This is a genomic window from Novosphingobium sp. JCM 18896 (genome assembly GCF_025938095.1).
Classification (GTDB): Bacteria; Pseudomonadota; Alphaproteobacteria; order Sphingomonadales; family Sphingomonadaceae; genus Novosphingobium.
Map to the genome: position 1 here is coordinate 848,686 of NZ_JAPCZF010000001.1, position 20,575 is coordinate 869,260.

Below are 20,575 nucleotides of genomic sequence, written 5' to 3' on the forward strand. Positions count from 1 at the left end.
TAGGTGGAGACTTGTATCATGGCAAGCGCAGTCGAAGACACGATCCGCAGCATCGTCGGGAAGGGCATCGAAGTCGTTTCGGACATCAACCGCCGTCTCCAGGACGACAAGGCCGAGCATCGCTTTCTCTCCGGCATCCACGCGCCGCTGCACGACGAGCGCACGCTGACCGATCTCGCGGTGACGGGCACGATCCCGGCCGAGCTCTCGGGTCGCTATGTGCGTATCGGGCCCAACCCGTTCAAGCCCGATCCGCGCGGCTATCACTGGTTCATCGGCGACGGCATGGTCCACGGCCTGCGGCTCAAGGACGGCAAGGCCGAGTGGTATCGCAACCGCTACATCCGCTCGAAGAAGCTCGAAGGCGTCGGCGGGCCGGAAGCGGCACCGGGGCCACGCCGCTCGAACTTCGACAACGTGAACACCAACGTGATCCAACTCGGGTGCAAGATTCTGGCGCTGGTCGAGGCCGGATCCTATCCGGTCGAACTCTCGGACGAGCTGGAATCGATCGCCTACAGAGACTTCGGCGGCAGCCTGACAGGGCCCTTCACCGCACACCCGCACGAGGACCCGCGGACGGGAGAACTCCATGCGATCACCTATGACGGCATGACCCAAGACAAGGTCTGGCATGTCGTGGTGGGTAAGGAAGGCAAGGTCCGGCGCGAGCAGCCGATCGCGGTCGAGCACGGCCCCTCCATTCACGATTCCACGATCACCGATCGCTACGTCGTGGTGTTCGACCTGCCCGTGACCTTCTCGATGAAGACGCTGATCGGCGGTGCGAGCTTCCCCTATCGCTGGAACCCCGAGCACAAGGCGCGCCTGGGCCTGCTGCCGCGCGAGGGCGATGAGCCGATCTGGTGCGAGCTGGATCCCTGCTACGTGTTCCACGTCGCCAATTCGTTCGACCGCGCCGATGGCAAGGTCGTGGTCGATCTCGACGTCTACGACACGATGTTCGCCGGCGATGGCGAGGGCCCCAGCGGCAAGTCGCGCGGCTTCGAGCGCTGGGTGATCGATCCGGTCGCGCGCAGTGTGGATCGCCAGACGATCGATGCCGCGCCGCAGGAGTTCCCGCGGCCCGACGAGCGCTTCTTCGGCCAGGACTACCGCTATGCCTGGGCGATCGGCCTGCCCGATGCCGAGACGACCTTCCTCGGCGAGCAGCCGCTCTATCGCCACGACCTCAAGACCGGCGAGCGGACCGCGCACCATTTCGGCCCCGGCAAAGTCCCCGGCGAATTCGTCTTCGTGCCGCGCAGCGCCGACGCGCCCGAAGGCGAGGGCTGGGTCATGGGCTACGTCATCGACAAGGCGAACGAGACCACCGACCTGGTGATCCTCGACGCGAGCGACATGGCGGCCGAGCCCGTGGCGCTGGTGCACATCCCGCATCGCGTGCCGCCGGGGTTCCACGGGAACTGGCTGGCGGATTGATCGGGCCGCGAAGCGACGCGATTAGATGCTAGCGAAATAAAGCCCCTTCATTCCCGCAAAGGCGGGAATCCACCTCCGATGCTCTCATTTGGCAACGGTAGGAGATGGATCCCCGCTTCCGTGGGGAGGACGGGCTTTTCCCTTAGGCCTTGTCCCACTCGACATGTAGCGCCTGAAGGCCATGGAGCATGTAAGTCGGCTCGTAGGAATAACGCCGCGCGCCCGCCGGGCCGTGGCGCTCTTCCGAAATGCGGATGTCCGAAGTGCGCGAGAGGAACTGTTCGAGTGCCACGCGCACTTCCATCCGCGCCAGCGGCGCGCCGATGCAGCCATGCGAGCCGCGGCTGAAAGCGACGTGGTCGCGCACGCCCGGGCGATCGTAGTCGAACGTGTCCGGATCGGCGAAGTGCCGGGGATCGCGGTTGGCGCCGCCCGAGCAGACCGTGACGATCGAACCCGCCGGGATATCGACCCCGCCGACCACCCCGTCCTTGATCGCGAGCCGGGACATCGTCTTGACCGGCGGCTGCGTGCGCAGGACCTCCTCGATGAACTCGGGGATCCGGTGCGGCTCCGAGCGGAGCTTGGCCTGGACCTCCGGCATGTCGCCGAGCGTGCGGAAGGCAAACGCGACGAGCCGCGCCGAAGTGTCCTGGCCGGCGCCGAACAGGAAGCAGGCGAGCTGCGCCTTGACGTGCAGCCCCGGATCGCCGCCGTCCTTGAACCTGGCCTGGGCGAGATCGGTCAGCATGTCGTCGCGCGGGTTATCGAGGCGCTCGGTCAGATAGCCGAGGAAGCGCGCGTGCAGGTGGAGCAGCGGGTCTGCGCCGATCTTGAAGCCTTCGTCGCCGCCAAGCTGGGTCGGATCGGGACCCATGGCTTCGAGTAGGGCGGGGCGATCCTCTTCGGGCACGCCGAGCAGATCGGCGATCACCAAGGTCGAGAGCGCGTGGGCGAAATCCTTGGTGATCTCGCAGCCGCGCTTGTCGATCAGGCCGTCGACCAGGCGGATGACCAGGCCGCCGACATAGTCTTCGTTGGCCTTGAGCCGCTTGTGCGTGAGCAGCGCCTGGAGCAGCGCGCGGTGTTGGGTGTGGTGCGTACCGTCGAAGGTGGCGAGGTGGTCGGTCCAGGGCATCTCGTGGCGATGCTCGGCGAGCTGCGCGGCGACATTGCCGTTCGGCGTGAAGGGTAGCGGCGGCAGCGGCCCGGTAACGGCGACGGCGGAGGAGAACACCTCTCCCTGCTGGTTGTAGACCTCGAGCGCCTCGTCGTAGCCCGTGACCATGAAGACATCCTGGAACTTCTCGCGCATCACCGGGCAGGCCGACCGCAGCGAGGCGAGGTAGTTCGGAAGGTCCTGCGCGATCTCGGGATCGCTGAAGAAGTCGGTGTCGCGAAAATCGGTCACGGCGTGTCTCTCTCCGGTGATTCTTTTTGTTCGCCGCATTGTTAGCACGCCGGCGAGCAGACTCAACGGGCGCTAGCATCCGCGGCGGCAGGCTCTATAGGCTCGACCGATGACCCGTTTTGCCTTCTCCATCCACGCCACCGACGGCAAGGCCCGCACCGGCACGATCCAGATGCGCCGCGGCGAGATCCGCACCCCGGCCTTCATGCCCGTAGGCACGGCCGCCACGGTCAAGGCGATGAAGCCCGAGGCCGTGCGCGCGACCGGCGCCGACATCATCCTGGGCAACACCTATCACCTGATGCTGCGTCCCGGCGCCGAACGCGTCGCGCGGCTCGGCGGGCTGCACAAGTTCATGAACTGGTCGCGCCCCATCCTCACCGATAGCGGTGGCTATCAGGTCATGAGCCTGTCCGACCTGCGCAAGATCACCGAGGAAGGCGTGACCTTCGCCAGCCATATCGACGGCTCGCGCCACAATCTGACGCCAGAACGCTCGATGGAGATCCAGCGGCTGCTCGGCTCGGACATCGTCATGGCCTTCGACGAATGCCCGCGCGCCGACCAGGACCGCGACGTCATCGCCCGCTCGATGGAAATGTCGATGCGCTGGGCCAAGCGCAGCCGCGACGCTTTCGACAGCGGCGGCGAACATGCCGAGGATGCCGCGCTGTTCGGCATCCAGCAGGGCGCGCTCGACCAGGGCCTGCGCCAGAACAGTGCCGACGCACTGCGCGACATCGGCTTCGATGGCTATGCGATCGGCGGGCTCGCCGTGGGCGAGGGGCAGGAGGCGATGTTCGCCACGCTCGACTTCGCGCCGGGCCAGCTTCCCGCAGATCGCCCGCGCTACTTGATGGGCGTGGGCAAGCCCGACGACCTCATCGGCGCGGTCGAGCGCGGGGTCGACATGTTCGACTGCGTGCTGCCGAGCCGCTCGGGCCGCAACGGCCAGGCCTTCACCTGGACCGGGCCGCTCAACCTGCGCAATGCCAAGCACGCCGAGGATACCGGCCCGCTCGACCCTCGCTGCATCTGCCCGACCTGCGCCACCTATTCGCGCGCCTATCTCCACCACCTGATCAAGGCTGGCGAGATCCTGGGCGCGGTGCTGATGACCGAGCACAATCTCAGCTTCTACCAACAGCTCATGCAGGCGATGCGCGACGCGATCGGGGCAGGGCGCTTCGCCCAGTTTGCCGCCGATTTCCGCCGCGACTATCTCGGCCGTTGAAGGGATCCGAACCGATGACCGCTCTCAAGACCACCCTGCGGATCGCCGCGCTGTCGCTGGCTCTGGCACCGTTCCTGCCGGCGCTCGCGCAGTCCGTGCCGGCCGCGAAACCCGTTGTCCCGGCCGGGCCGCCGGCCTGGAGCGTCACCTCGGATGCCGCGCGCGGCGTGGTCGGCATCATGGCGACGTCGAAGGGCGGTACCGTCCAGTTCCTCGGCGGTTGCAGCAAGGGCGACGAACCCGGGCTCTCGGGCGCCTTCTCGAACTACCAGGGCGGCGGATTGCGCACCGACGGGCAGGTCGAGCGTGTGGCCTTCTACGCGCGCGGCGAGGACTGGCAGGATGCCTTCTCGGTGCGCCTCCGTTATCAGTCGGGCAGCCGCTCCTGGGAAATCGCGCAGACCATCTCGCCGGTTTTCCTTAGCTCGTTCTCGCGCGGTGCTACCCTCGCGGTGGTCAACAGCCGCAACGAGGAGATCTTCACCTTCGACCTCACGGGCTCGACTGCGGCGGTGAAGGCCATGCGCACAGTCTGCGCAATCCCCGTCCAATAGGAACCCCGTTGATCGGCCCGGCCAAAACGGGTTCAATGACGCCGCGATGGCGGACGATATCCTGCATGGCCTGATCTTCGTTGCCGGTGTGGTCGCGCCGCTGGCGCTGCCTCTGCTGTTCTTCGGAGCACTCGAGCGGCTTGTACCGGCGGGGCCGCTCAAGTCGGCGCGGGGCTGGTGGCTCAACCTGCGGCTGATGGTGGTCTATCTGGCCGTGCCGACGGTCCTCGCCGTGGCGATCAAGTATCTGGTCAGCGAGGCCGGCACCTTGAGCGGCGGCGGCCTGGTCGATCTGCTACCCTGGATCTCGATCTCGGGCGTCCTCGGCGTGATCGCCGGCTGCCTGATCTACCTGCTGGTCTGGGATTTCTTCTACTATTGGTGGCACCGCGCGCAGCACCAGTTTCCTGCACTCTGGCGGATGCACAGCCTGCATCATATGGACGAGACATTGGGCGTCTCGGCCAACATGCGCGTCCACTGGCTCGAGGAGATCGGCCGAACCGTCGTGATGTTCATGCCGATGGCCTTTCTGTTCAACCTACCGGTGGCGACGGGCGTGGTCGCGATCGCGCTCACCTTCTGGGGCGCCTTCATTCATTCGAACCTGCGATTGCATCTCGGTCCGATGAGCGCCGTGATCGCGGGTCCGCAGGTCCATCGCGTGCATCACAGCCGGCTCGACCAGCATCACGATCGCAACTTTGCGGCCTTCTTTCCCGTGTGGGACCTGGTCTTCGGCACCTACCACCATCCTGCCCGCGACGAATTTCCGCCGACGGGAGTCGAAGGAATGGAGGAAGTGGGTTCGGTCTGGGAAGCCATCGTGCACCCGTTCCGCGGTCGGAGGTTTCGCGCTCCGACGGAGTGACGTGAGAGCAGGCTCAGGCCGGCTTCACCTCGAGCTTGGTGCCGCGATAGGCGAAGAAGCGCCCCGAGCGCATCTCCATGAAGCCTGCGCCGATCTGGGCGGCGAAGCGCTGTGCGGTCTCGAGGTCGGGGTACCATTTTCCGCGACGGTGCGGGGTAACGAAGCGATAGAGTTTCATATGCCCGGATAATGCGGGCAAGGGTACGAAGTTCCCAGCAGGATGCTGTTTTCAGCAGGAAAAACGCGACGAATGGTGCGCTGCAACGAAGCAGCAACAGACCTGCAAGCCCGGCGCAAAACTAGGGCAGAAAAAAGGCGGCCACGCGGGCCGCCTTCGTTCGATTCGCTGGTGCGAAAAGCTGGATCAGCGCGAGTAGAACTCGACGACCAGGTTCGGTTCCATGCGGACCGGATAGGGCACTTCGTCGAGCGTCGGGACGCGGACGAAGGTGACCTTGTCGGTGCCGTCGGGCGCGACGTAGTCGGGAACTTCACGCTCGGGCAGGGTCAGGGCTTCGGCGATCAGCGCCATTTCCTTGGCCTTGTTGCCCAGGCTGATGATGTCGCCGGGGCGCACGCGACGCGAGGCGATGTTGCACTTCACGCCGTTGACGCGGATGTGGCCGTGCGAAACGATCTGGCGGGCCGAGAAGATCGTCGGCGCGAACTTGGCGCGGTACACGACCATGTCCAGGCGCTGCTCGAGCAGGCCGATCAGGTTCTGGCCGGTGTCGCCCTTCATGCGCGAGGCTTCCTGGTAGGTCGCCTTGAACTGCTTCTCGGTGACTTCGCCGTAGTAGCCCTTCAGCTTCTGCTTGGCGCGGAGCTGGATGCCGTAGTCCGACACCTTGCTCTTGCGACGCTGGCCGTGCTGACCGGGGCCGTAGCTGCGGCGGTTGACCGAGCTCTTGGGACGGCCCCAGATGTTCTCGCCCATGCGGCGATCGATCTTGTACTTCGACGAATTGCGCTTCGACATGCGCCTTCACTCCATTTGCTGCACGGGCGACCGTCGCCCGCGCTGAAACCCCGGAACCGCACCATTCGGCCTGATGCCGAATGCGGCCGCTGCTTCACCGGGGGTGCAGGGCCAATTGCGAAGGCGCGCCCATGACGGGTGCATGACGGAAAGTCAAGGCCGGCGACCGGCCCAATACGAAAGAACCGCGTTCAGCCGCCGTCGACGCTGCGGCGATGGTCCTGCGCGCGGCGGATCGCATCCTGATCGTCGCGGTTGTTGCTGTTCCACTGCGCCTGTGTACGGCAGACCTTGGGGCCGGGAAGGCGCGATCCGACGACGACCTGGCGGCGGCAGACGAGCTTGTCGGCCGTATCGTCGGGCTTGGCGTCGGGCTGTGCGCCCGAGGCGGACGTAGGGCTAGCCGTCGGCGTGACTTCAGGCTCTGCGGCGAGCGCTGGCGCGGCAAGGATGAGCAATCCGGCGAGGAACGGCGTAGCTGCTTTCATGCGTGTAAATTGCTGCCCGTTGCAGCATTTTGCAAGCACCTAGCGCTTGCGACCCGGTTCGCGTTCGAGCTGGCTGAGCACGCCGCGCAGGGTGCGCACTTCGAGGTGGTTCCAGCCCGGCTTGGTCAGCAGGTTGCGCAAGGTCCGCCGCGAGGCCGCCGCACGGCTCTCGGGGAAGAAGTACTCGCGCGGTTCGAGCAGTGCCTCGAAATGGCCGATCAGCCCCTCGAGCTCGTCCTGCGGCGCCGGCGGCAGCAGGTCCTCGATCGTGGGCTGGGCAAGGTCCGCGTTCTTCGACCATTCGTAGGCGCATAGGATCACCGCCTGGGCGAGGTTCAGCGAGCCGAATTCGGGATTGATCGGCACCGTGACGATCGCACGGGCGAGGGCGACGTCCTCGGTCTCCAGCCCCGAACGCTCGGGGCCGAACACGAAGGCCGAGCGGCCGACCGCGGTATGAACCTCGCGCGCCGCCTCCTCGGGCGTCAGCACGGGCTTGGTAACGCCGCGCTTGCGTACGGTCGTGGCATAGACGTGCGCGCAGTCGGCGACAGCTTCGGCCAGGGTCTCGTAGACCTCGGCCTTTTCGAGCACGACGTCGGCGCCCGCCGCGGCCGGACCGGCGCTGGGATTGGGCCAACCGTCGCGCGGGGCGACGAGGCGCATCTCGGTGAGCCCGAAGTTGAGCATGGCCCGCGCGGCCTTGCCGATGTTCTCGCCAAGCTGCGGCCGGACGAGAACGACGATCGGCTTCCGGTCAGTTTCCGCCGACATCGCGCCCACCGACTTGTTGGACCGCGCTGGCGAATTCCTCGAAGTCCTTGGCCTCGCTGAAATCGCGATAGACGCTGGCGAAGCGGATATAGGCAACGCTGTCCAACTGGCGCAGCCCGTCCATCACCATCTGGCCGATCGCGCGCGAGGCGATCTCGGTCTCGCCCATCGTCTCGATCTGGCGCTGGATACCCGAGACGAGCTGGTCGATCCGCTCCTGCGCCACGCCGCGCTTGCGGCAGGCGAGGGTGACCGACTGCTCGATCTTGGCGCGCGCGAAAGGTTCGCGCGTGTCGTCGCTCTTCACCACGGTGATCTCGCGCAGTTGGATGCGCTCGAAGGTGGTGAACCGCGCCCCGCAGCCCTCGCACTGCCGCCGGCGACGGATCGCGGCCCCGTCTTCGGTGGGCCGCGAATCCTTCACCTGGCTGTTGTCATGGGCGCAGAACGGGCAGCGCAAGAGTCAGAGACCCTGGTAGATCGGGAAGCGCGCGCACAGCTCTTCGACGCGCGTCTTCACGCTCGCCTCGACCTGGGCGTCGCCCTCTTCGCCGTTCTTGCGCAGACCCTCGACAACTTCGGCGATGAGCTTGCCGATCTGGGCGAACTCTGCCTCGCCGAAGCCGCGCGTCGTGCCCGCGGGCGTGCCCAGGCGGATACCCGAGGTGACGAAAGGCTTCTCGGGATCGTTGGGGATGCCGTTCTTGTTGCAGGTGATCGCGGCGCGATCGAGCGCCTTCTCGGCGTGCTTGCCCTTGGCGTTGTAGGGACGCAGGTCGACCAGCATCAGGTGGTTGTCGGTGCCGCCCGAGACGATGTCGAGACCCTGCTCCTGGAGCGAGGCCGCGAGCGCCTTGGCATTGGCCTTCACGGCCTTGGCATAGGCCTTGAACGAGGGCTGCAGCGCCTCGGCGAAGGCCACGGCCTTGGCCGCGATGATGTGCATCAGCGGGCCACCCTGGAGGCCGGGGAAGATCGCCGAGTTGATCTTCTTGGCGATCGCCTCGTCGTTCGACAGGATGATACCCGAGCGCGGACCGCGCAGCGACTTGTGCGTGGTCGTCGTGGTAACGTGCGCGTGCGGGATCGGCGAGGGGTGCTCACCGCCGGCGACGAGGCCCGAGAAGTGCGACATGTCAGCCAGCAGGAAGGCGCCGACTTCATCGGCGATCTCGCGGAAGCGCTTGAAGTCCCACTCGCGCGAATAGGCGGTGCCGCCCGAGATGATCAGCTTGGGCTTAGTCTCGCGCGCGATGCGGGCGACTTCGTCCATGTCGATGCGGTGATCGTCGGGGCGCACGGTGTAGGGCACCGGGTTGAACCACTTACCGCTCATGTTGACCGGCGAACCGTGGGTTAGGTGGCCACCGGCGTTGAGGTCGAGGCCCATGAAGGTGTCGCCCGGCTGCAGCAGCGCCAGGAACACGGCCTGGTTCATCTGGCTGCCCGAATTGGGCTGGACGTTGGCGAATTCGGCACCGAACAGCTTCTTGGCGCGGTCGATCGCGATCTGCTCGATCTCGTCGACGTATTCGCAGCCGCCGTAATAGCGCTTGCCCGGATAGCCCTCGGCATACTTGTTGGTCAGGATCGAGCCGGCGGCCTGGAGCACGGCCTTCGAGCAGATGTTCTCGGAGGCGATCAGCTCGATCTTGTCGCGCTGGCGATCGAGCTCCTTGCCGATCCAGCCTGCGATCTCGGGATCGCTCTGGGCCAGGTCCTGGGTGAAAAAGCCTTCGGGGCGGATGTCGGTCATGCGGTCCTGCCTGTTCAGATCGAGGGGTTGGTAAGCTTTTCGACGCGGCCGGTGTGACGGCCGCCGCCGAATTCGGTCGAAAGGAAAGCGTCGAGACAAGCCTTGGCCATGTCGATGCCGGTCAGCCGGGCGCCCATGGCGATGGCATTGGCATTGTTGTGCTCGCGCGCCAGCGCGGCCGAGAGCGGTTCGGAGACGAGCGCGCAGCGCAGCGCCGGGTTGCGGTTGACCGCGATCGAGATGCCGATGCCCGAGCCGCAGAGCGCGACGCCATACTGCGCCGTACCGTCGGCGACGACCGCGGCCAGCTTGTAGCCGTAGTCGGGATAGTCGACGCGGTCGGCGGTCTCGGGGCCGAGGTCGGCGACCTCGTGGCCCAGGCTGATCAGGTACTCGCGCAGTTCGGCCTTGAGGTCGACGGCGGCGTGGTCGGAAGCGATGGCGATGCGCATGGGGGCTATCCGCTGAAAGAAGAGGAATCGATGAAGCCGCCCCTTAGGCGCGAGGGCGCGCCAAGGCCAGCCCGGGGAGGCGCTGAGACAGGGATGACACAAAAGACGGACACGGCACTTCCCCGAAGAAACAGAGAGTGCCCAGACGAGCGGCAGACAGGAAACGCCCAATGGCGGTTCGAGATCGCGCTCCACGGCGGTGCTCCGCCTGTCTCGTCAGTTACGCGATGGCGGCGATCTAGGCCTGGGCCGGCGCTTTGTAAAGGTGCGCGCGGGGCTAGGGCTGCGCAGCGGGTGCTTTCGCGCCCTGCATGATCTTGCGCGAGGCATCCGGATGCTTGAGCAGATAGCCGGCGATCGCCGATTGCAGTTCGGTCTGTGAGGACAGGCTCGCCTCCTGCGCTTCGACGAAATAGGTGCGGTTGGCCGCGGCCACCGCGGGGTCGGCCATGATCGCCGTGCTGCGCGAAAGATAGCGCCGTCCTGCCGGGGTGCGGGCGAAGCGCGCCACTTCGTCGAGTTCGGCCGGCGAGAACTCGTGCGTATAGGCTTCGGCCATGGCGTCGATCAGTCGGGGCATGTAGCGTTCGGTGACCGGGGTGAGACGGTCGAGCACCTTTGCGAGATGGCTGTCGATGATCCGGCGCAGGGCCGGATCGCCCGACTGTTCGAGCATGGTCGGGCGCATCTGATCGGTCAGCGTGCGCATCATGTCGGCCACCATCGTGCTGCGGCGGTCGGGCGGCATGATCGTTTCGACGATTTCGCGGGCATGGGCGATCGCCGCCGGATCGGTCGTGGCCACCGGTTCTGCCCAGGCCGGTGCGGAAAGCAGCAGAGCCGGCGCCAAGGCCAGCGCGCAAGCGAACTTCATCATGATCGGATTGCCCCTTCGGCGCCGCGGCGAACTGGCCCGCGACATGCCAGTCGAGCGGCACGGCGTCCATCGGTCGCGGCGAAGAGCCATAAAACGAGAGCCCCGTCGCATCTCTGCGGCGGGGCTCCGTTCAGGCACTCTCCCACTGGAGCCTGCCTTTCTCGTGATTTCCATTCTCTGACCACTTCTAGAACGTCCCTCGTGCCCGAAGGGTTCCCGGTGGCGCGAAAATTATTGATCGAGGAACGAGCGCATCTTGCGCGACCGGCTCGGGTGCTTGAGCTTGCGCAGCGCCTTGGCCTCGATCTGGCGGATACGCTCGCGGGTCACCGAGAACTGCTGGCCGACTTCCTCGAGCGTGTGATCGGTGTTCATGCCGATGCCGAAGCGCATGCGCAGCACGCGCTCTTCGCGCGGGGTCAGGCTGGCCAGGACGCGGGTGACCGTTTCCTTGAGGTTCGCCTGGATCGCCGCGTCGACCGGGATGATCGCGTTCTTGTCCTCGATGAAGTCGCCGAGGTGCGAATCTTCCTCGTCGCCGATCGGCGTTTCGAGGCTGATAGGCTCCTTGGCGATCTTCATCACCTTGCGAACCTTTTCGAGCGGCATCGACAGACGCTCGGCCATTTCCTCGGGCGTGGGCTCGCGACCCTGCTCATGGAGGAACTGGCGGCTCGTGCGGACCAGCTTGTTGATCGTCTCGATCATGTGGACCGGGATACGGATCGTACGCGCCTGGTCGGCGATCGAGCGGGTGATCGCCTGACGGATCCACCAGGTCGCATAGGTCGAGAACTTGTAGCCGCGGCGGTATTCGAACTTGTCGACGGCCTTCATCAGGCCGATGTTGCCCTCCTGGATCAGGTCCAGGAACTGCAGGCCGCGGTTCGTGTACTTCTTGGCGATCGAGATCACGAGACGGAGGTTGGCCTCGACCATCTCCTTCTTGGCGATGCGTGCCTCGCGCTCGCCCTTCTGCACCATGTTGACGATGCGGCGGAACTCGGGAAGCGACATGCCCGTGGCCGAAGCGATGTCCGAAACTTCCGAGCGGATGCGCTCGACCGCGTCGGCCTCGTTATCGGCGAAGGCGGCCCACTTCTTGTCCTTCCTGGACATGTCCTTGAGCCAGTTGTCGTCGAGCTCGCGCCCGATGTAGCTGTCGAGGAAGTCCTTGCGGTTGACCTTGTGGCGTTCGGCGAGGCGCAGCATCTGGCCGCCGAGCGCGGTCAGGCGCCGGTTGAAGGCATAGAGGTTGTCGACCAGGAACTCGATCTTGGTCGCGTGGAACTGCACGGACTCGACCTGCGCGGTCAGGTCTTCGCGCAGCTGCTGGTACTGCTTTTCCTTGGCCGCGGGGAAATCGTTGCCGAGACCCATCGCGTCGAGACGATCGCCCTGGATCTTCTCGAACTTGCGGAACAGGTCGGTGATGTTGGCGAACTTCTCCAAAGCCTCGGGCTTGAGCTGCGCTTCCATCTGGGCGAGGCTGAGTGTGTTGTCCTCTTCCTCTTCCTCGACCGGGCGGCGGGCGCGGCGCTCGATGCCGTCCTCGTCCTCGTCACCGTCGGCCGATTCCTCTTCCTCGGGCTCTTCCTCTTCCTTGTAGGAGGGGCCGGCCGTGGCTTCGGAAATCTCGCCGTTGTCGTCCTCGCCGTCCTCGGAGAGGTTTTCGGGCTTGGGCTCCTTCGAGAGCATCGCGTCGAGATCGAGAATCTCGCGCAGCTGCATTTCGCCGTTGTTGAGCGCCTCGGACCACTGGATGATCGCATGGAAGGTGATCGGGCTCTCGCAGAGGCCCAGGATCATCGTGTCGCGACCCGATTCGATGCGCTTGGCGATGGCGATCTCGCCCTCGCGCGACAAGAGCTCGACCGCGCCCATCTCGCGCAGGTACATGCGCACCGGGTCATCGGTGCGCTCGACCGTTTCCTTCTTCTTCTCGAGCGCAGGACGCTCGGACATGCCGTCGTTGTCTTCGGCTTCCTCGTCCTGCTGCTTGTCGTCGGGATCGATCGCGTCCTCGTCGCTCTCGACGATGTTCACGCCCATCTCGTTCAGCGCCGAGGTGATGTCCTCGATCTGATCCGAGGACATGTCCTGCGGCAAGGCTTCGTTGAGTTCGTCGTAAGTAATGATCCCGCGCCGCTTGGCACGTGCGATCAACTTCTTGATCGAGGCATCGTTGAGATCGATCAGGGGGGCGTCGCCGCCATCACCCTTGTCGCCCTGCATGTCTTCGTTCTGATCGAGATCCATCATTCCGCCATGGTTTTAGAGCCATCACCCGAAGGCAAAGCCGCACGCGCGCTCGCCATTTGCCCGAGACGCGACTCAAATTCCAGTTTTCTCTTCAGCAAACGTTGCTGTTCGGCATAAGCCTCGTCGGTAAACTCGCGATTTAACCGCTCGGTCGCATCCGCCAGTGCGGTTTCCAGCGCCGGACGCTCGACCAGCAATTCGATCGCCTGGGCCATTTCGGCGCAGGCCTGTGCGGGCACGGTATCGGGGCTCAGGAAACCGAAACGCATGCCACCGTAGTCCACCGGGGAGGGCATCGCCTGTCCTTGCCGGGTCAATATGGTGGCGAGCATATCGCTTTCAAGCGCTTGGCCGTGATCGCTCGCGTCGAGCAGCAGGTCGAAGCGCGGATCGAGACCCGGGCAGCGCGCCAGGGCTTCGGCATGCCGCGCAATTTCCGCGGGGAAACGGATCAGGCCGGCGAGAATTGCCGCCGACAGCGCATCGCGCGCGCCGCCGCTCGTCGCGTGGCGCAACCGCGCGGCATTGCCGCTCGGCGACGGGCCGGCGAAGGGCGAACGGTTCTTGTCGCGCCACTTGCCGGCATCACGCCGGCCCTGACCCTGGCCGCCGCCCTGCCAGGCGCCTTGGTCGCGCGACTGGCGCGGCGGATAAGCGAACTCGGAAAAGCGATCGAGCAGTTCGCGGCGATAGAGGCCTTTGATGTCCTGATCGCCGATCGTCTCGACATGGGCGAGCAGACGCGCCTTGAGCCCGGCCTTGTCCTCGGGCGTGTTCAGCGGGACCGAATCGCGTTCGTGCTCCCACAGGGTGTCGAGCAGGCTCTGAGCCTTGCCCAGCACCTCTTCCATCGCGCGCGGGCCGTCACGCTTGATCAGGTCGTCGGGATCGAGCCCGGTGGGAAGCCGCACGATTCGCAGGCTGTGCGCAGGGCGGAGCAGGGGCAGGGCGCGGGTGACCGCGCGCATCGCCGCCCGCTGGCCCGCGGCGTCGCCATCGAAGCAGAGGATCGGCGTCTCGACGAGCCGCCACAGCATCTCGATCTGCCGCTCGGTCAGCGCCGTACCCAGCGGCGCGACGCTTTCGCCGAAGCCCGCGGCCGACAGCGCGATGACGTCCATATAGCCCTCGACCACGATCAGCCGCCCGGTCTGGCGCGAGGCGGGGCTGGCGCGGTGCAGGTTGTAGAGCGTGCGCCCCTTGTCGAAGAGCGGAGTGTCGGGCGAGTTCAGGTACTTGGGCGCATCCTTCTTGTCCTTGTCGAGGATGCGTCCACCGAAGGCGATGACGCGGCCGCGCGCGTCTTCGATCGGCAGCATCAGGCGGCCGCGAAACCGGTCGTAGGGCTCCTTGTCATCGACCGCGATGCGCAGGCCGGCTTCGATCAATTTGGCTTCAGGAAACGTGGAAAGCGCACCTTTCAGCGCCTGCCGTCCCTCGGGCGCATAGCCGAAGCCGAAGCGCTGCAGCGTATGCGCGTCGAAGCCGCGCGTTTCGAGATAGGCACGCGCCTTGGCGCCTTCGGAGCCGGCCAGACTCTCGACGAACCAGGCCTGGGTCGCGGCCATCACGTCGTGCAGCGAATCGCGCTGCTCGGCCTGCTTGGCCATGCGCGGATCGGGGGCGGGGACGTCGATGCCCGCCTCGGCCGCGAGTTCCTTGACCGCGTCCATGAAGGACAGGCCGCGCTGGTCGGTCATCCAGCGGATCGCGTCGCCGTGTACGCCGCAACCGAAGCAGTGATAGAAGCCCTTCTCGTCGTTGACGTAGAAGCTCGGGCTCTTCTCGTTGTGGAACGGGCAGCAGGCCTTGAACTCCCGCCCCGCCTTGGTGAGCCGCGTCGTCCGCTGGACCACGCTCGAAAGCGTGATCCGCGAGCGCAGTTCATCAAGCCATTGGGGCGAGAGGCTCATGTCAGGCCAGCGCTTCCTTCACCCAGCCACTGGCCTTGCCCATGTCGAGTTCGCTGGCGTGGCGCGCCTTGAGCTCGGCCATGACCTTGCCCATGTCCTTGACGCTGGTGGCGCCGAGTTCGGCCTTGATCGCCTCGATCGCCGCGCGGGTCGCTTCCTCGCTGAGCTGCTGCGGCAGGAAGGTCTCGATCACCTCGAGTTCGGCCTTTTCGGCATCGGCCAGTTCCTGACGGCCACCCTGTTCGTAGAGCGCGATCGATTCGCGGCGCTGCTTGACCATTTTCTGCAGGACCTCGACGACGAGCGTATCGTCATCGGGCGCATTGGTGGCGGTGCGCAGCTCGATGTCGCGGTCCTTGAGCTTGGCGAGGATGAGGCGGACGGCGGCAAGGCGACCCTTGTCGCCGGATTTCATGGCAGAGACCTGCGCGGACTTGATCGAGTCGCGAAGCATTTTTCGTGGATTCCCGTGAATTGCCGCGGGCTGCGGCGGAACGGGCTATCTTAGGGAGGGATTTCCGCTTTTCCTAGGTTGACGGAACAGGCCTCGGGGTCTAGCCGCCGCCCCTTAGCACCTATCGCCGGAAACCTTCAAACGGAGCGCCCCTTCTATGGCCGACGCCGCCCTTTCGCACGCGCCACAACCCAAAGGCGCGACTGGCGTTCTGGTCCTCGCCGACGGTCACGTCGCCTGGGGCCGGGGCTTCGGTGCCACCGGTCAGTCGGTTGGCGAGGTCTGCTTCAACACCGCGATGACCGGCTATCAGGAGGTGATGACCGATCCCTCCTACGCCGCGCAGATCGTGACCTTCACCTTCCCGCATATCGGCAATGTCGGCGTCAACGACGAGGACCTCGAATCGCTGGTCGAAGGCGCGGTCGGCTGCGTCGTGCGCGAGGACGTCACCGCGCCGTCGAGCTTCCGCTCGCGCGGCCTGTTCGGTGACTGGCTCAAGTCCAAGGGCAAGATCGGCCTCGCCGGTATCGACACCCGCGCGCTGACCCGCCGCATCCGCCTGTCGGGCGCGCCCAACGCGGTGATCGCCCACGATCCCGATGGCAACTTCGACATTCCCGCGCTGATCAAGCGCGCGCAGGACTGGCCCGGCCTCGAAGGTATGGACCTGGCCCGCGTCGTTTCGCGCGGCAAGTACGAGGGCTGGGAAGGCGGCGTCTGGACCCTGGGCAAGGGCTATGCCCGCTCGCCCCGCGACACCCGCCCGCACGTCGTCGCGATCGACTACGGCGCCAAGGACAATATCTTCCGCAATCTCGACAAGGCCGGCGCGCGCGTGACCGTCGTTCCGGCGCAGACGCCTCTCGAAGAGATCCTCGCGCTCGAACCCGCCGGCGTGTTCCTGTCGAACGGCCCGGGCGACCCGGCCGCGACCGGCGCCTATGCCGTGCCGACGATCCAGGCACTGCTCGAGCGCAACGTGCCGATTTTCGGCATCTGCCTCGGCCACCAGATGCTCGGCATCGCCGCCGGTGCAACGACGACCAAGATGCACCAGGGCCACCGCGGCGCGAACCATCCGGTCAAGCGGCTGTTCGACGGCGTGGTCGAGATCACTTCGATGAACCACGGCTTCGCGGTCGACAACACGCGCCTGCCCGACAACGTGATCGAGACCCACGTCTCGCTGTTCGACGGCTCTAACTGCGGTATCGCGGTGAAGGACAAGCCGGCCTTCGGCGTGCAGTATCACCCCGAAGCGAGCCCGGGCCCGCAGGACAGCTTCTACCTGTTCGAGCGGTTCGTCGGCATGCTGAAGCCCCAGACCGACCAGGCGTGAACTCCAGGAGGATATAAGACCATGAGCCTCACCGACCTCGAACAGCACGTCTACGCCTACTACGTCGCGACCGACGCCGCGCAGTTCAGCGCCGCGCCGCGCTTCTATCCGCATGGCGAACTGACCTTGATCTTCGCCGACAAGGTGCAGGTCGCGACGCGCAAGTTCGGCCGCCAGGTCCACTCGAAGTCGAAGGCCGCGGCGACCGCGCTGATCGACAAGCTGATCGAGGCCGGCGCCTATTCGACCAAGCAGAACGAGTTCGGCGGGTCGATGCACCAGTTCCAGGAGCCCGCCTACAAGGCCTTTCTCAAGGCCGAGCAGGACGGCAACCCGATCATCCAGCAGGCCAAGGCCGAGGGTCCCGAATTCTGGGAAACCGCCTTCGCCAAGCTCACCGAACAGTAAGACCTAGGACAGCCATGCCCAAGCGCACCGACATCTCCTCGATCCTCGTCATCGGCGCGGGACCCATCGTCATCGGCCAGGCCTGCGAGTTCGACTATTCGGGCACCCAGGCGATCAAGGCGCTGAAGGAGGAGGGCTACCGCGTGGTCCTCGTCAACTCCAACCCCGCCACGATCATGACCGACCCGGACATGGCCGACGCGACCTATATCGAGCCGATCACGCCGGAGATCGTAGCGCGCATCATCGAGAAGGAACGCCCCGACGCGGTGCTGCCGACGATGGGCGGCCAGACCGCGCTCAACACCGCGCTGGCGCTGTTCAACGACGGCACCTTGGAGAAGTTCGGCGTCAAGATGATCGGCGCCGATGCCGATGCGATCGACAAGGCCGAGGACCGCCAGCGCTTCCGCGACGCGATGGACAAGATCGGCCTCGAATCGGCGCGTTCGGGTGTTGCCCATACGGTCGACGAGGCTTTCGCCGTGCTCGAACGCACGGGTCTGCCCTCGATCATCCGTCCCAGCTTCACGCTCGGCGGCACCGGCGGCGGCGTCGCCTACAACAAGGCCGAGTTCGAGAAGATCGTCCGCTCGGGCCTCGATGCCTCGCCGACCACCGAGGTGCTGATCGAGGAAAGCCTGCTGGGCTGGAAGGAATACGAGATGGAGGTCGTGCGCGATCGCGCCGACAACTGCATCATCATCTGCTCGATTGAGAACGTCGATCCGATGGGCGTCCACACCGGCGATTCGATCACCGTCGCGCCGGCGCTGACCCTGACCGACAAGGAATACCAGATCATGCGCAATGCATCGATCGCGGTCCTCCGGGAAATCGGCGTCGAAACAGGTGGTTCGAACGTACAGTTTGCGGTCAATCCGAAGGATGGCCGCCTGATCGTGATCGAGATGAACCCGCGCGTCTCGCGCTCGTCGGCGCTGGCCTCGAAGGCCACGGGCTTCCCGATCGCGCGCGTCGCGGCCAAGCTCGCGGTCGGCTACACGCTCGACGAACTGACCAACGAGATCACCGGCGCGACCCCGGCCAGCTTCGAGCCCTCGATCGACTACGTCGTCACCAAGATTCCGCGCTTCGCCTTCGAGAAGTTCAAGGGTTCGGAGCCGCTGCTCAGCACGGCGATGAAGTCCGTCGGTGAAGTCATGGCGATCGGCCGCAACATCAAGGAATCGCTGCAGAAGGCGCTGCGCGGCCTCGAGACCGGTCTCGACGGCTTCAACCGCGTGATCGAGCTCGAAGGCGCGAGCCGCGACCAGATCACCGCGGCGCTCGCGCGCCAGACGCCCGACCGCCTGCTCGCCGTGGGCCAGGCCTTCCGCGAAGGCTTTTCGGTCGCCGAGATCAACGCGATCACGCATTACGATCCCTGGTTCCTGCGCCACATCGAAGAGATCATCGCCGAGGAAACCCGGATTTCGGCCGAAGGCCTGCCGATCGACCCGGCCGAGATGCGCCGGCTCAAGGCCATGGGCTTTTCGGACAAGCGGCTCGCCAAGCTGGCCGTGCGTTCGGTCCACGTCGCCGGCGGCCTGGGCGAGACGCGCGCGCGCAAGCACGGCCTGCTCCACGATGCGATCAAGGGCCTGGCCGGCGCCACGACCGAGCAGGAAGTGCGCGACCTTCGCAAGAAGCTCGGCGTCCATCCGGTGTTCAAGCGCATCGACAGCTGCGCGGCCGAGTTCGAGGCGGTCACGCCCTACATGTATTCGACCTATGAGGCGCCGATGTTCGGTGAGCCCGAGGACGAGGCCATGCCCAGCGATCGCCGCAAGATCGTGATCCTCGGCGGCGGTCCCAACCGTATCGGCCAGGGCATCGAGTTCGACTATTGCTGCGTCCACGCCTGCTTCTCGCTCGCCGAGGCCGGCTACGAGACGATCATGGTCAACTGCAATCCCGAGACCGTCTCGACCGACTACGACACCTCGGACCGGCTCTATTTCGAGCCGCTGACCGCCGAGGATGTGCTCGAGATCCTGCGTGTCGAGCAGCAGAACGGCGAGCTCGTCGGCGTGATCGTCCAGTTCGGCGGCCAGACGCCGCTCAAACTGGCCCAGGCGCTCGAGGATGCGGGCATCCCGATCCTCGGCACCTCGCCCGACGCGATCGACCTCGCCGAGGACCGCGAGCGTTTCGCCGCGCTGGTCGAGAAGCTGGGGCTCAAGCAGCCGGCCAACGGCATCGCCCGCAGCCGCGACGAAGCCGTCGCCGTGGCCGCGCGCATCGGTTATCCGGTGCTCATGCGCCCGAGCTACGTGCTCGGCGGCCGCGCAATGGAGATCGTCGACTCGGTCCAGCAGCTCGACGACTACATCACCACCGCGGTCCAGGTGTCGGGCGACAGCCCGGTGCTGATCGACCAGTACCTGCGCGACGCGATCGAATGCGACGTCGATGCGCTCTGCGACGGCGACGAGGTCGTGGTGGCCGGCGTGATGCAGCACATCGAGGAAGCCGGCATCCACTCGGGCGACAGCGCCTGCACCCTGCCGCCGTACAATCTCCCGGCCGAGATCGTCGAGGAGATGGAGCGCCAGGCCGAGGCCCTGGCCAAGGCGCTGGGCGTCAAGGGCCTGATGAACATCCAGTTCGCGGTCAAGGATGGCGACGTCTACCTGATCGAGGTCAACCCGCGCGCCTCGCGCACCGTGCCCTTCGTCGCCAAGGCGATCGGCCAGCCCGTCGCCAAGATCGCCGCGCGCGTCATGGCGGGCGAGAAGCTCAACACCTTCCCGCCGTTCAAGCGCGAGCTCGACTATATGGCGGTGAAGGAAGCCGTATTCCCCTTCGCCCGCTTCCCCGGCGTCGATCCAGTGCTCTCGCCCGAGATGAAGTCCACCGGTGAAGTCATGGGAATCGATCGCGATTTTGGCACGGCCTTCGCCAAGTCGCAGCTCGGCGCCAGCACGATCCTGCCGCAGGGCGGTACGGCCTTCGTCTCGGTCAAGGACAGTGACAAGCCTGTGATCCTGCCCGCGGTGCGCAAGCTGATCGAGCTCGGCTTCACGATCATCGCCACGGGCGGCACCCAGCGCTATCTCGCCGATGCCGGCCTGCCGGTCGAACTGGTGAACAAGGTGGCCGAAGGCCGCCCGCACATCGTCGATCGCATCATCGACGGCGAGGTGACCTTGATCTTCAACACCACCGAGGGGTGGCAGAGCCTCAAGGATTCGCAGTCGATCCGCGGTTCGGCGCTGACCGGCAAGGTGCCCTACTTCACCACGGCAGCCGCCTCGGTCGCGGCGGCGGAGGCGATAGCAGCCCTTCGCGGTAGCCAACTTGAAGTGCGTTCACTGCAAGCCTATTATAGCTGATACAACAGGCTCTCCCGGA

General features: G+C 65.8%; 19 protein-coding genes and 1 riboswitch. Of the genes, 7 read left to right on the forward strand and 12 right to left on the reverse strand.

The genetic code is table 11. The features are described from left to right. Positions 1 to 18: 18 nt before the first annotated feature. The gene (locus OLX23_RS04100; RefSeq protein WP_319641291.1) at positions 19 to 1,443 is read left to right on the forward strand and encodes a carotenoid oxygenase family protein; all 1,425 of its coding nucleotides are present in this window, start codon (positions 19 to 21) and stop codon (positions 1,441 to 1,443) included. A gap of 142 nt (positions 1,444 to 1,585) precedes the next feature. Here OLX23_RS04100 and OLX23_RS04105 read toward each other — a convergent pair whose 3' ends face one another. Further along, the gene (locus tag OLX23_RS04105; protein WP_264443265.1) at positions 1,586 to 2,854 is read right to left on the reverse strand and encodes a cytochrome P450; all 1,269 of its coding nucleotides are present in this window, start codon (positions 2,852 to 2,854) and stop codon (positions 1,586 to 1,588) included. A 109-nt stretch (positions 2,855 to 2,963) separates the two neighbouring features. Here OLX23_RS04105 and tgt point away from each other — a divergent pair, with 109 nt between their 5' ends. From tgt to OLX23_RS04120, 3 genes are read left to right on the forward strand one after another with little or no spacing between them, the layout of a single operon-like run. Beyond that, positions 2,964 to 4,088 carry a tRNA guanosine(34) transglycosylase Tgt gene (gene tgt / locus OLX23_RS04110; protein ID WP_264443266.1) on the forward strand — a complete coding sequence of 375 codons (1,125 nt, stop codon included), beginning with the start codon at positions 2,964 to 2,966 and terminating at the stop codon, positions 4,086 to 4,088. 14 nt (positions 4,089 to 4,102) lie between these two features. Then, positions 4,103 to 4,642, forward strand: a complete 540-nt coding sequence (locus OLX23_RS04115) for a hypothetical protein (RefSeq protein WP_264443267.1) — start codon at positions 4,103 to 4,105, stop codon at positions 4,640 to 4,642. Between the two features lie 46 nt (positions 4,643 to 4,688). Beyond that, positions 4,689 to 5,513, forward strand: a complete 825-nt coding sequence (locus OLX23_RS04120; RefSeq protein WP_264443268.1) for a sterol desaturase family protein — start codon at positions 4,689 to 4,691, stop codon at positions 5,511 to 5,513. A 13-nt stretch (positions 5,514 to 5,526) separates the two neighbouring features. Here OLX23_RS04120 and OLX23_RS04125 read toward each other — a convergent pair whose 3' ends face one another. The 11 genes from OLX23_RS04125 to OLX23_RS04175 form a co-directional block, all read right to left on the reverse strand. Then, a complete protein-coding gene (locus OLX23_RS04125) occupies positions 5,527 to 5,691 on the reverse strand; it encodes a hypothetical protein (RefSeq protein WP_264443269.1) in 165 nt (54 codons plus the stop codon). Between the two features lie 186 nt (positions 5,692 to 5,877). Continuing rightward, the gene (gene rpsD, locus OLX23_RS04130; protein ID WP_264443270.1) at positions 5,878 to 6,492 is read right to left on the reverse strand and encodes a 30S ribosomal protein S4; all 615 of its coding nucleotides are present in this window, start codon (positions 6,490 to 6,492) and stop codon (positions 5,878 to 5,880) included. A 191-nt stretch (positions 6,493 to 6,683) separates the two neighbouring features. Then, complete coding sequence (locus OLX23_RS04135) at positions 6,684 to 6,980, reverse strand: hypothetical protein (protein ID WP_264443271.1); 297 nt, start codon at positions 6,978 to 6,980, stop codon at positions 6,684 to 6,686. A 39-nt stretch (positions 6,981 to 7,019) separates the two neighbouring features. Then, entirely contained in the window at positions 7,020 to 7,754 is a 735-nt protein-coding gene (locus OLX23_RS04140) for an RNA methyltransferase (protein ID WP_264443272.1), read from the reverse strand. After that, positions 7,738 to 8,214 (reverse strand): transcriptional regulator NrdR, encoded by a 477-nt coding sequence (nrdR, locus tag OLX23_RS04145; RefSeq protein ID WP_264443274.1) that lies wholly within the window; start codon positions 8,212 to 8,214, stop codon positions 7,738 to 7,740. The genes OLX23_RS04140 and nrdR overlap by 17 nt, the downstream gene beginning before the upstream one ends. 3 nt (positions 8,215 to 8,217) lie before the next feature. After that, the gene (gene glyA, locus OLX23_RS04150) at positions 8,218 to 9,510 is read right to left on the reverse strand and encodes a serine hydroxymethyltransferase (protein WP_264443275.1); all 1,293 of its coding nucleotides are present in this window, start codon (positions 9,508 to 9,510) and stop codon (positions 8,218 to 8,220) included. A gap of 14 nt (positions 9,511 to 9,524) precedes the next feature. After that, complete coding sequence (gene rpiB / locus OLX23_RS04155; protein ID WP_264443276.1) at positions 9,525 to 9,962, reverse strand: ribose 5-phosphate isomerase B; 438 nt, start codon at positions 9,960 to 9,962, stop codon at positions 9,525 to 9,527. A gap of 132 nt (positions 9,963 to 10,094) precedes the next feature. Beyond that, a riboswitch (ZMP/ZTP riboswitch) is annotated at positions 10,095 to 10,196 on the reverse strand. A gap of 43 nt (positions 10,197 to 10,239) precedes the next feature. Beyond that, the gene (locus OLX23_RS04160; RefSeq protein WP_264443277.1) at positions 10,240 to 10,839 is read right to left on the reverse strand and encodes a DUF2059 domain-containing protein; all 600 of its coding nucleotides are present in this window, start codon (positions 10,837 to 10,839) and stop codon (positions 10,240 to 10,242) included. A gap of 231 nt (positions 10,840 to 11,070) precedes the next feature. Next, positions 11,071 to 13,098, reverse strand: a complete 2,028-nt coding sequence (rpoD, locus tag OLX23_RS04165) for an RNA polymerase sigma factor RpoD (protein WP_264443733.1) — start codon at positions 13,096 to 13,098, stop codon at positions 11,071 to 11,073. Continuing rightward, positions 13,098 to 15,014: a DNA primase gene (dnaG, locus tag OLX23_RS04170; RefSeq protein WP_264443278.1), complete on the reverse strand. Its 1,917-nt coding sequence runs from the start codon at positions 15,012 to 15,014 to the stop codon at positions 13,098 to 13,100. The genes rpoD and dnaG overlap by 1 nt, the downstream gene beginning before the upstream one ends. Before the next feature lies 1 nt (position 15,015). Then, positions 15,016 to 15,468, reverse strand: coding sequence for a GatB/YqeY domain-containing protein (locus OLX23_RS04175; protein WP_264443280.1), 453 nt, complete (start codon positions 15,466 to 15,468; stop codon positions 15,016 to 15,018). 157 nt (positions 15,469 to 15,625) lie between these two features. On the opposite strand from OLX23_RS04175, the gene carA reads away from it, so the two are divergent. From carA to carB, 3 genes are read left to right on the forward strand one after another with little or no spacing between them, the layout of a single operon-like run. After that, positions 15,626 to 16,810, forward strand: coding sequence for a glutamine-hydrolyzing carbamoyl-phosphate synthase small subunit (gene carA / locus OLX23_RS04180; protein WP_264443281.1), 1,185 nt, complete (start codon positions 15,626 to 15,628; stop codon positions 16,808 to 16,810). 21 nt (positions 16,811 to 16,831) lie between these two features. Further along, on the forward strand, positions 16,832 to 17,218 hold the full coding sequence (locus tag OLX23_RS04185) for a hypothetical protein (protein ID WP_264443282.1): 387 nt from the start codon (positions 16,832 to 16,834) through the stop codon (positions 17,216 to 17,218). A 14-nt stretch (positions 17,219 to 17,232) separates the two neighbouring features. Then, a complete protein-coding gene (gene carB / locus OLX23_RS04190; RefSeq protein WP_264443283.1) occupies positions 17,233 to 20,556 on the forward strand; it encodes a carbamoyl-phosphate synthase large subunit in 3,324 nt (1,107 codons plus the stop codon). The last annotated feature ends 19 nt before the right edge of the window (positions 20,557 to 20,575 follow it).

Bases quoted from the DNA above. Each gene is read 5' to 3' on its own strand.
- OLX23_RS04185 (WP_264443282.1), top strand. From the start codon at position 16,832: ATGAGCCTCACCGACCTCGAACAGCACGTCTACGCCTACTACGTCGCG.
- glyA (WP_264443275.1), bottom strand. From the start codon at position 9,510: ATGACCGACATCCGCCCCGAAGGCTTTTTCACCCAGGACCTGGCCCAG.
- OLX23_RS04135 (WP_264443271.1), bottom strand. From the start codon at position 6,980: ATGAAAGCAGCTACGCCGTTCCTCGCCGGATTGCTCATCCTTGCCGCG.
- rpoD (WP_264443733.1), bottom strand. From the start codon at position 13,098: ATGGATCTCGATCAGAACGAAGACATGCAGGGCGACAAGGGTGATGGC.
- rpsD (WP_264443270.1), bottom strand. From the start codon at position 6,492: ATGTCGAAGCGCAATTCGTCGAAGTACAAGATCGATCGCCGCATGGGC.
- dnaG (WP_264443278.1), bottom strand. From the start codon at position 15,014: ATGAGCCTCTCGCCCCAATGGCTTGATGAACTGCGCTCGCGGATCACG.
- rpiB (WP_264443276.1), bottom strand. From the start codon at position 9,962: ATGCGCATCGCCATCGCTTCCGACCACGCCGCCGTCGACCTCAAGGCC.
- tgt (WP_264443266.1), top strand. From the start codon at position 2,964: ATGACCCGTTTTGCCTTCTCCATCCACGCCACCGACGGCAAGGCCCGC.
- carB (WP_264443283.1), top strand. From the start codon at position 17,233: ATGCCCAAGCGCACCGACATCTCCTCGATCCTCGTCATCGGCGCGGGA.
- OLX23_RS04100 (WP_319641291.1), top strand. From the start codon at position 19: ATGGCAAGCGCAGTCGAAGACACGATCCGCAGCATCGTCGGGAAGGGC.
- OLX23_RS04115 (WP_264443267.1), top strand. From the start codon at position 4,103: ATGACCGCTCTCAAGACCACCCTGCGGATCGCCGCGCTGTCGCTGGCT.
- OLX23_RS04160 (WP_264443277.1), bottom strand. From the start codon at position 10,839: ATGATGAAGTTCGCTTGCGCGCTGGCCTTGGCGCCGGCTCTGCTGCTT.
- OLX23_RS04140 (WP_264443272.1), bottom strand. From the start codon at position 7,754: ATGTCGGCGGAAACTGACCGGAAGCCGATCGTCGTTCTCGTCCGGCCG.
- OLX23_RS04120 (WP_264443268.1), top strand. From the start codon at position 4,689: ATGGCGGACGATATCCTGCATGGCCTGATCTTCGTTGCCGGTGTGGTC.
- OLX23_RS04175 (WP_264443280.1), bottom strand. From the start codon at position 15,468: ATGCTTCGCGACTCGATCAAGTCCGCGCAGGTCTCTGCCATGAAATCC.
- OLX23_RS04125 (WP_264443269.1), bottom strand. From the start codon at position 5,691: ATGAAACTCTATCGCTTCGTTACCCCGCACCGTCGCGGAAAATGGTAC.
- carA (WP_264443281.1), top strand. From the start codon at position 15,626: ATGGCCGACGCCGCCCTTTCGCACGCGCCACAACCCAAAGGCGCGACT.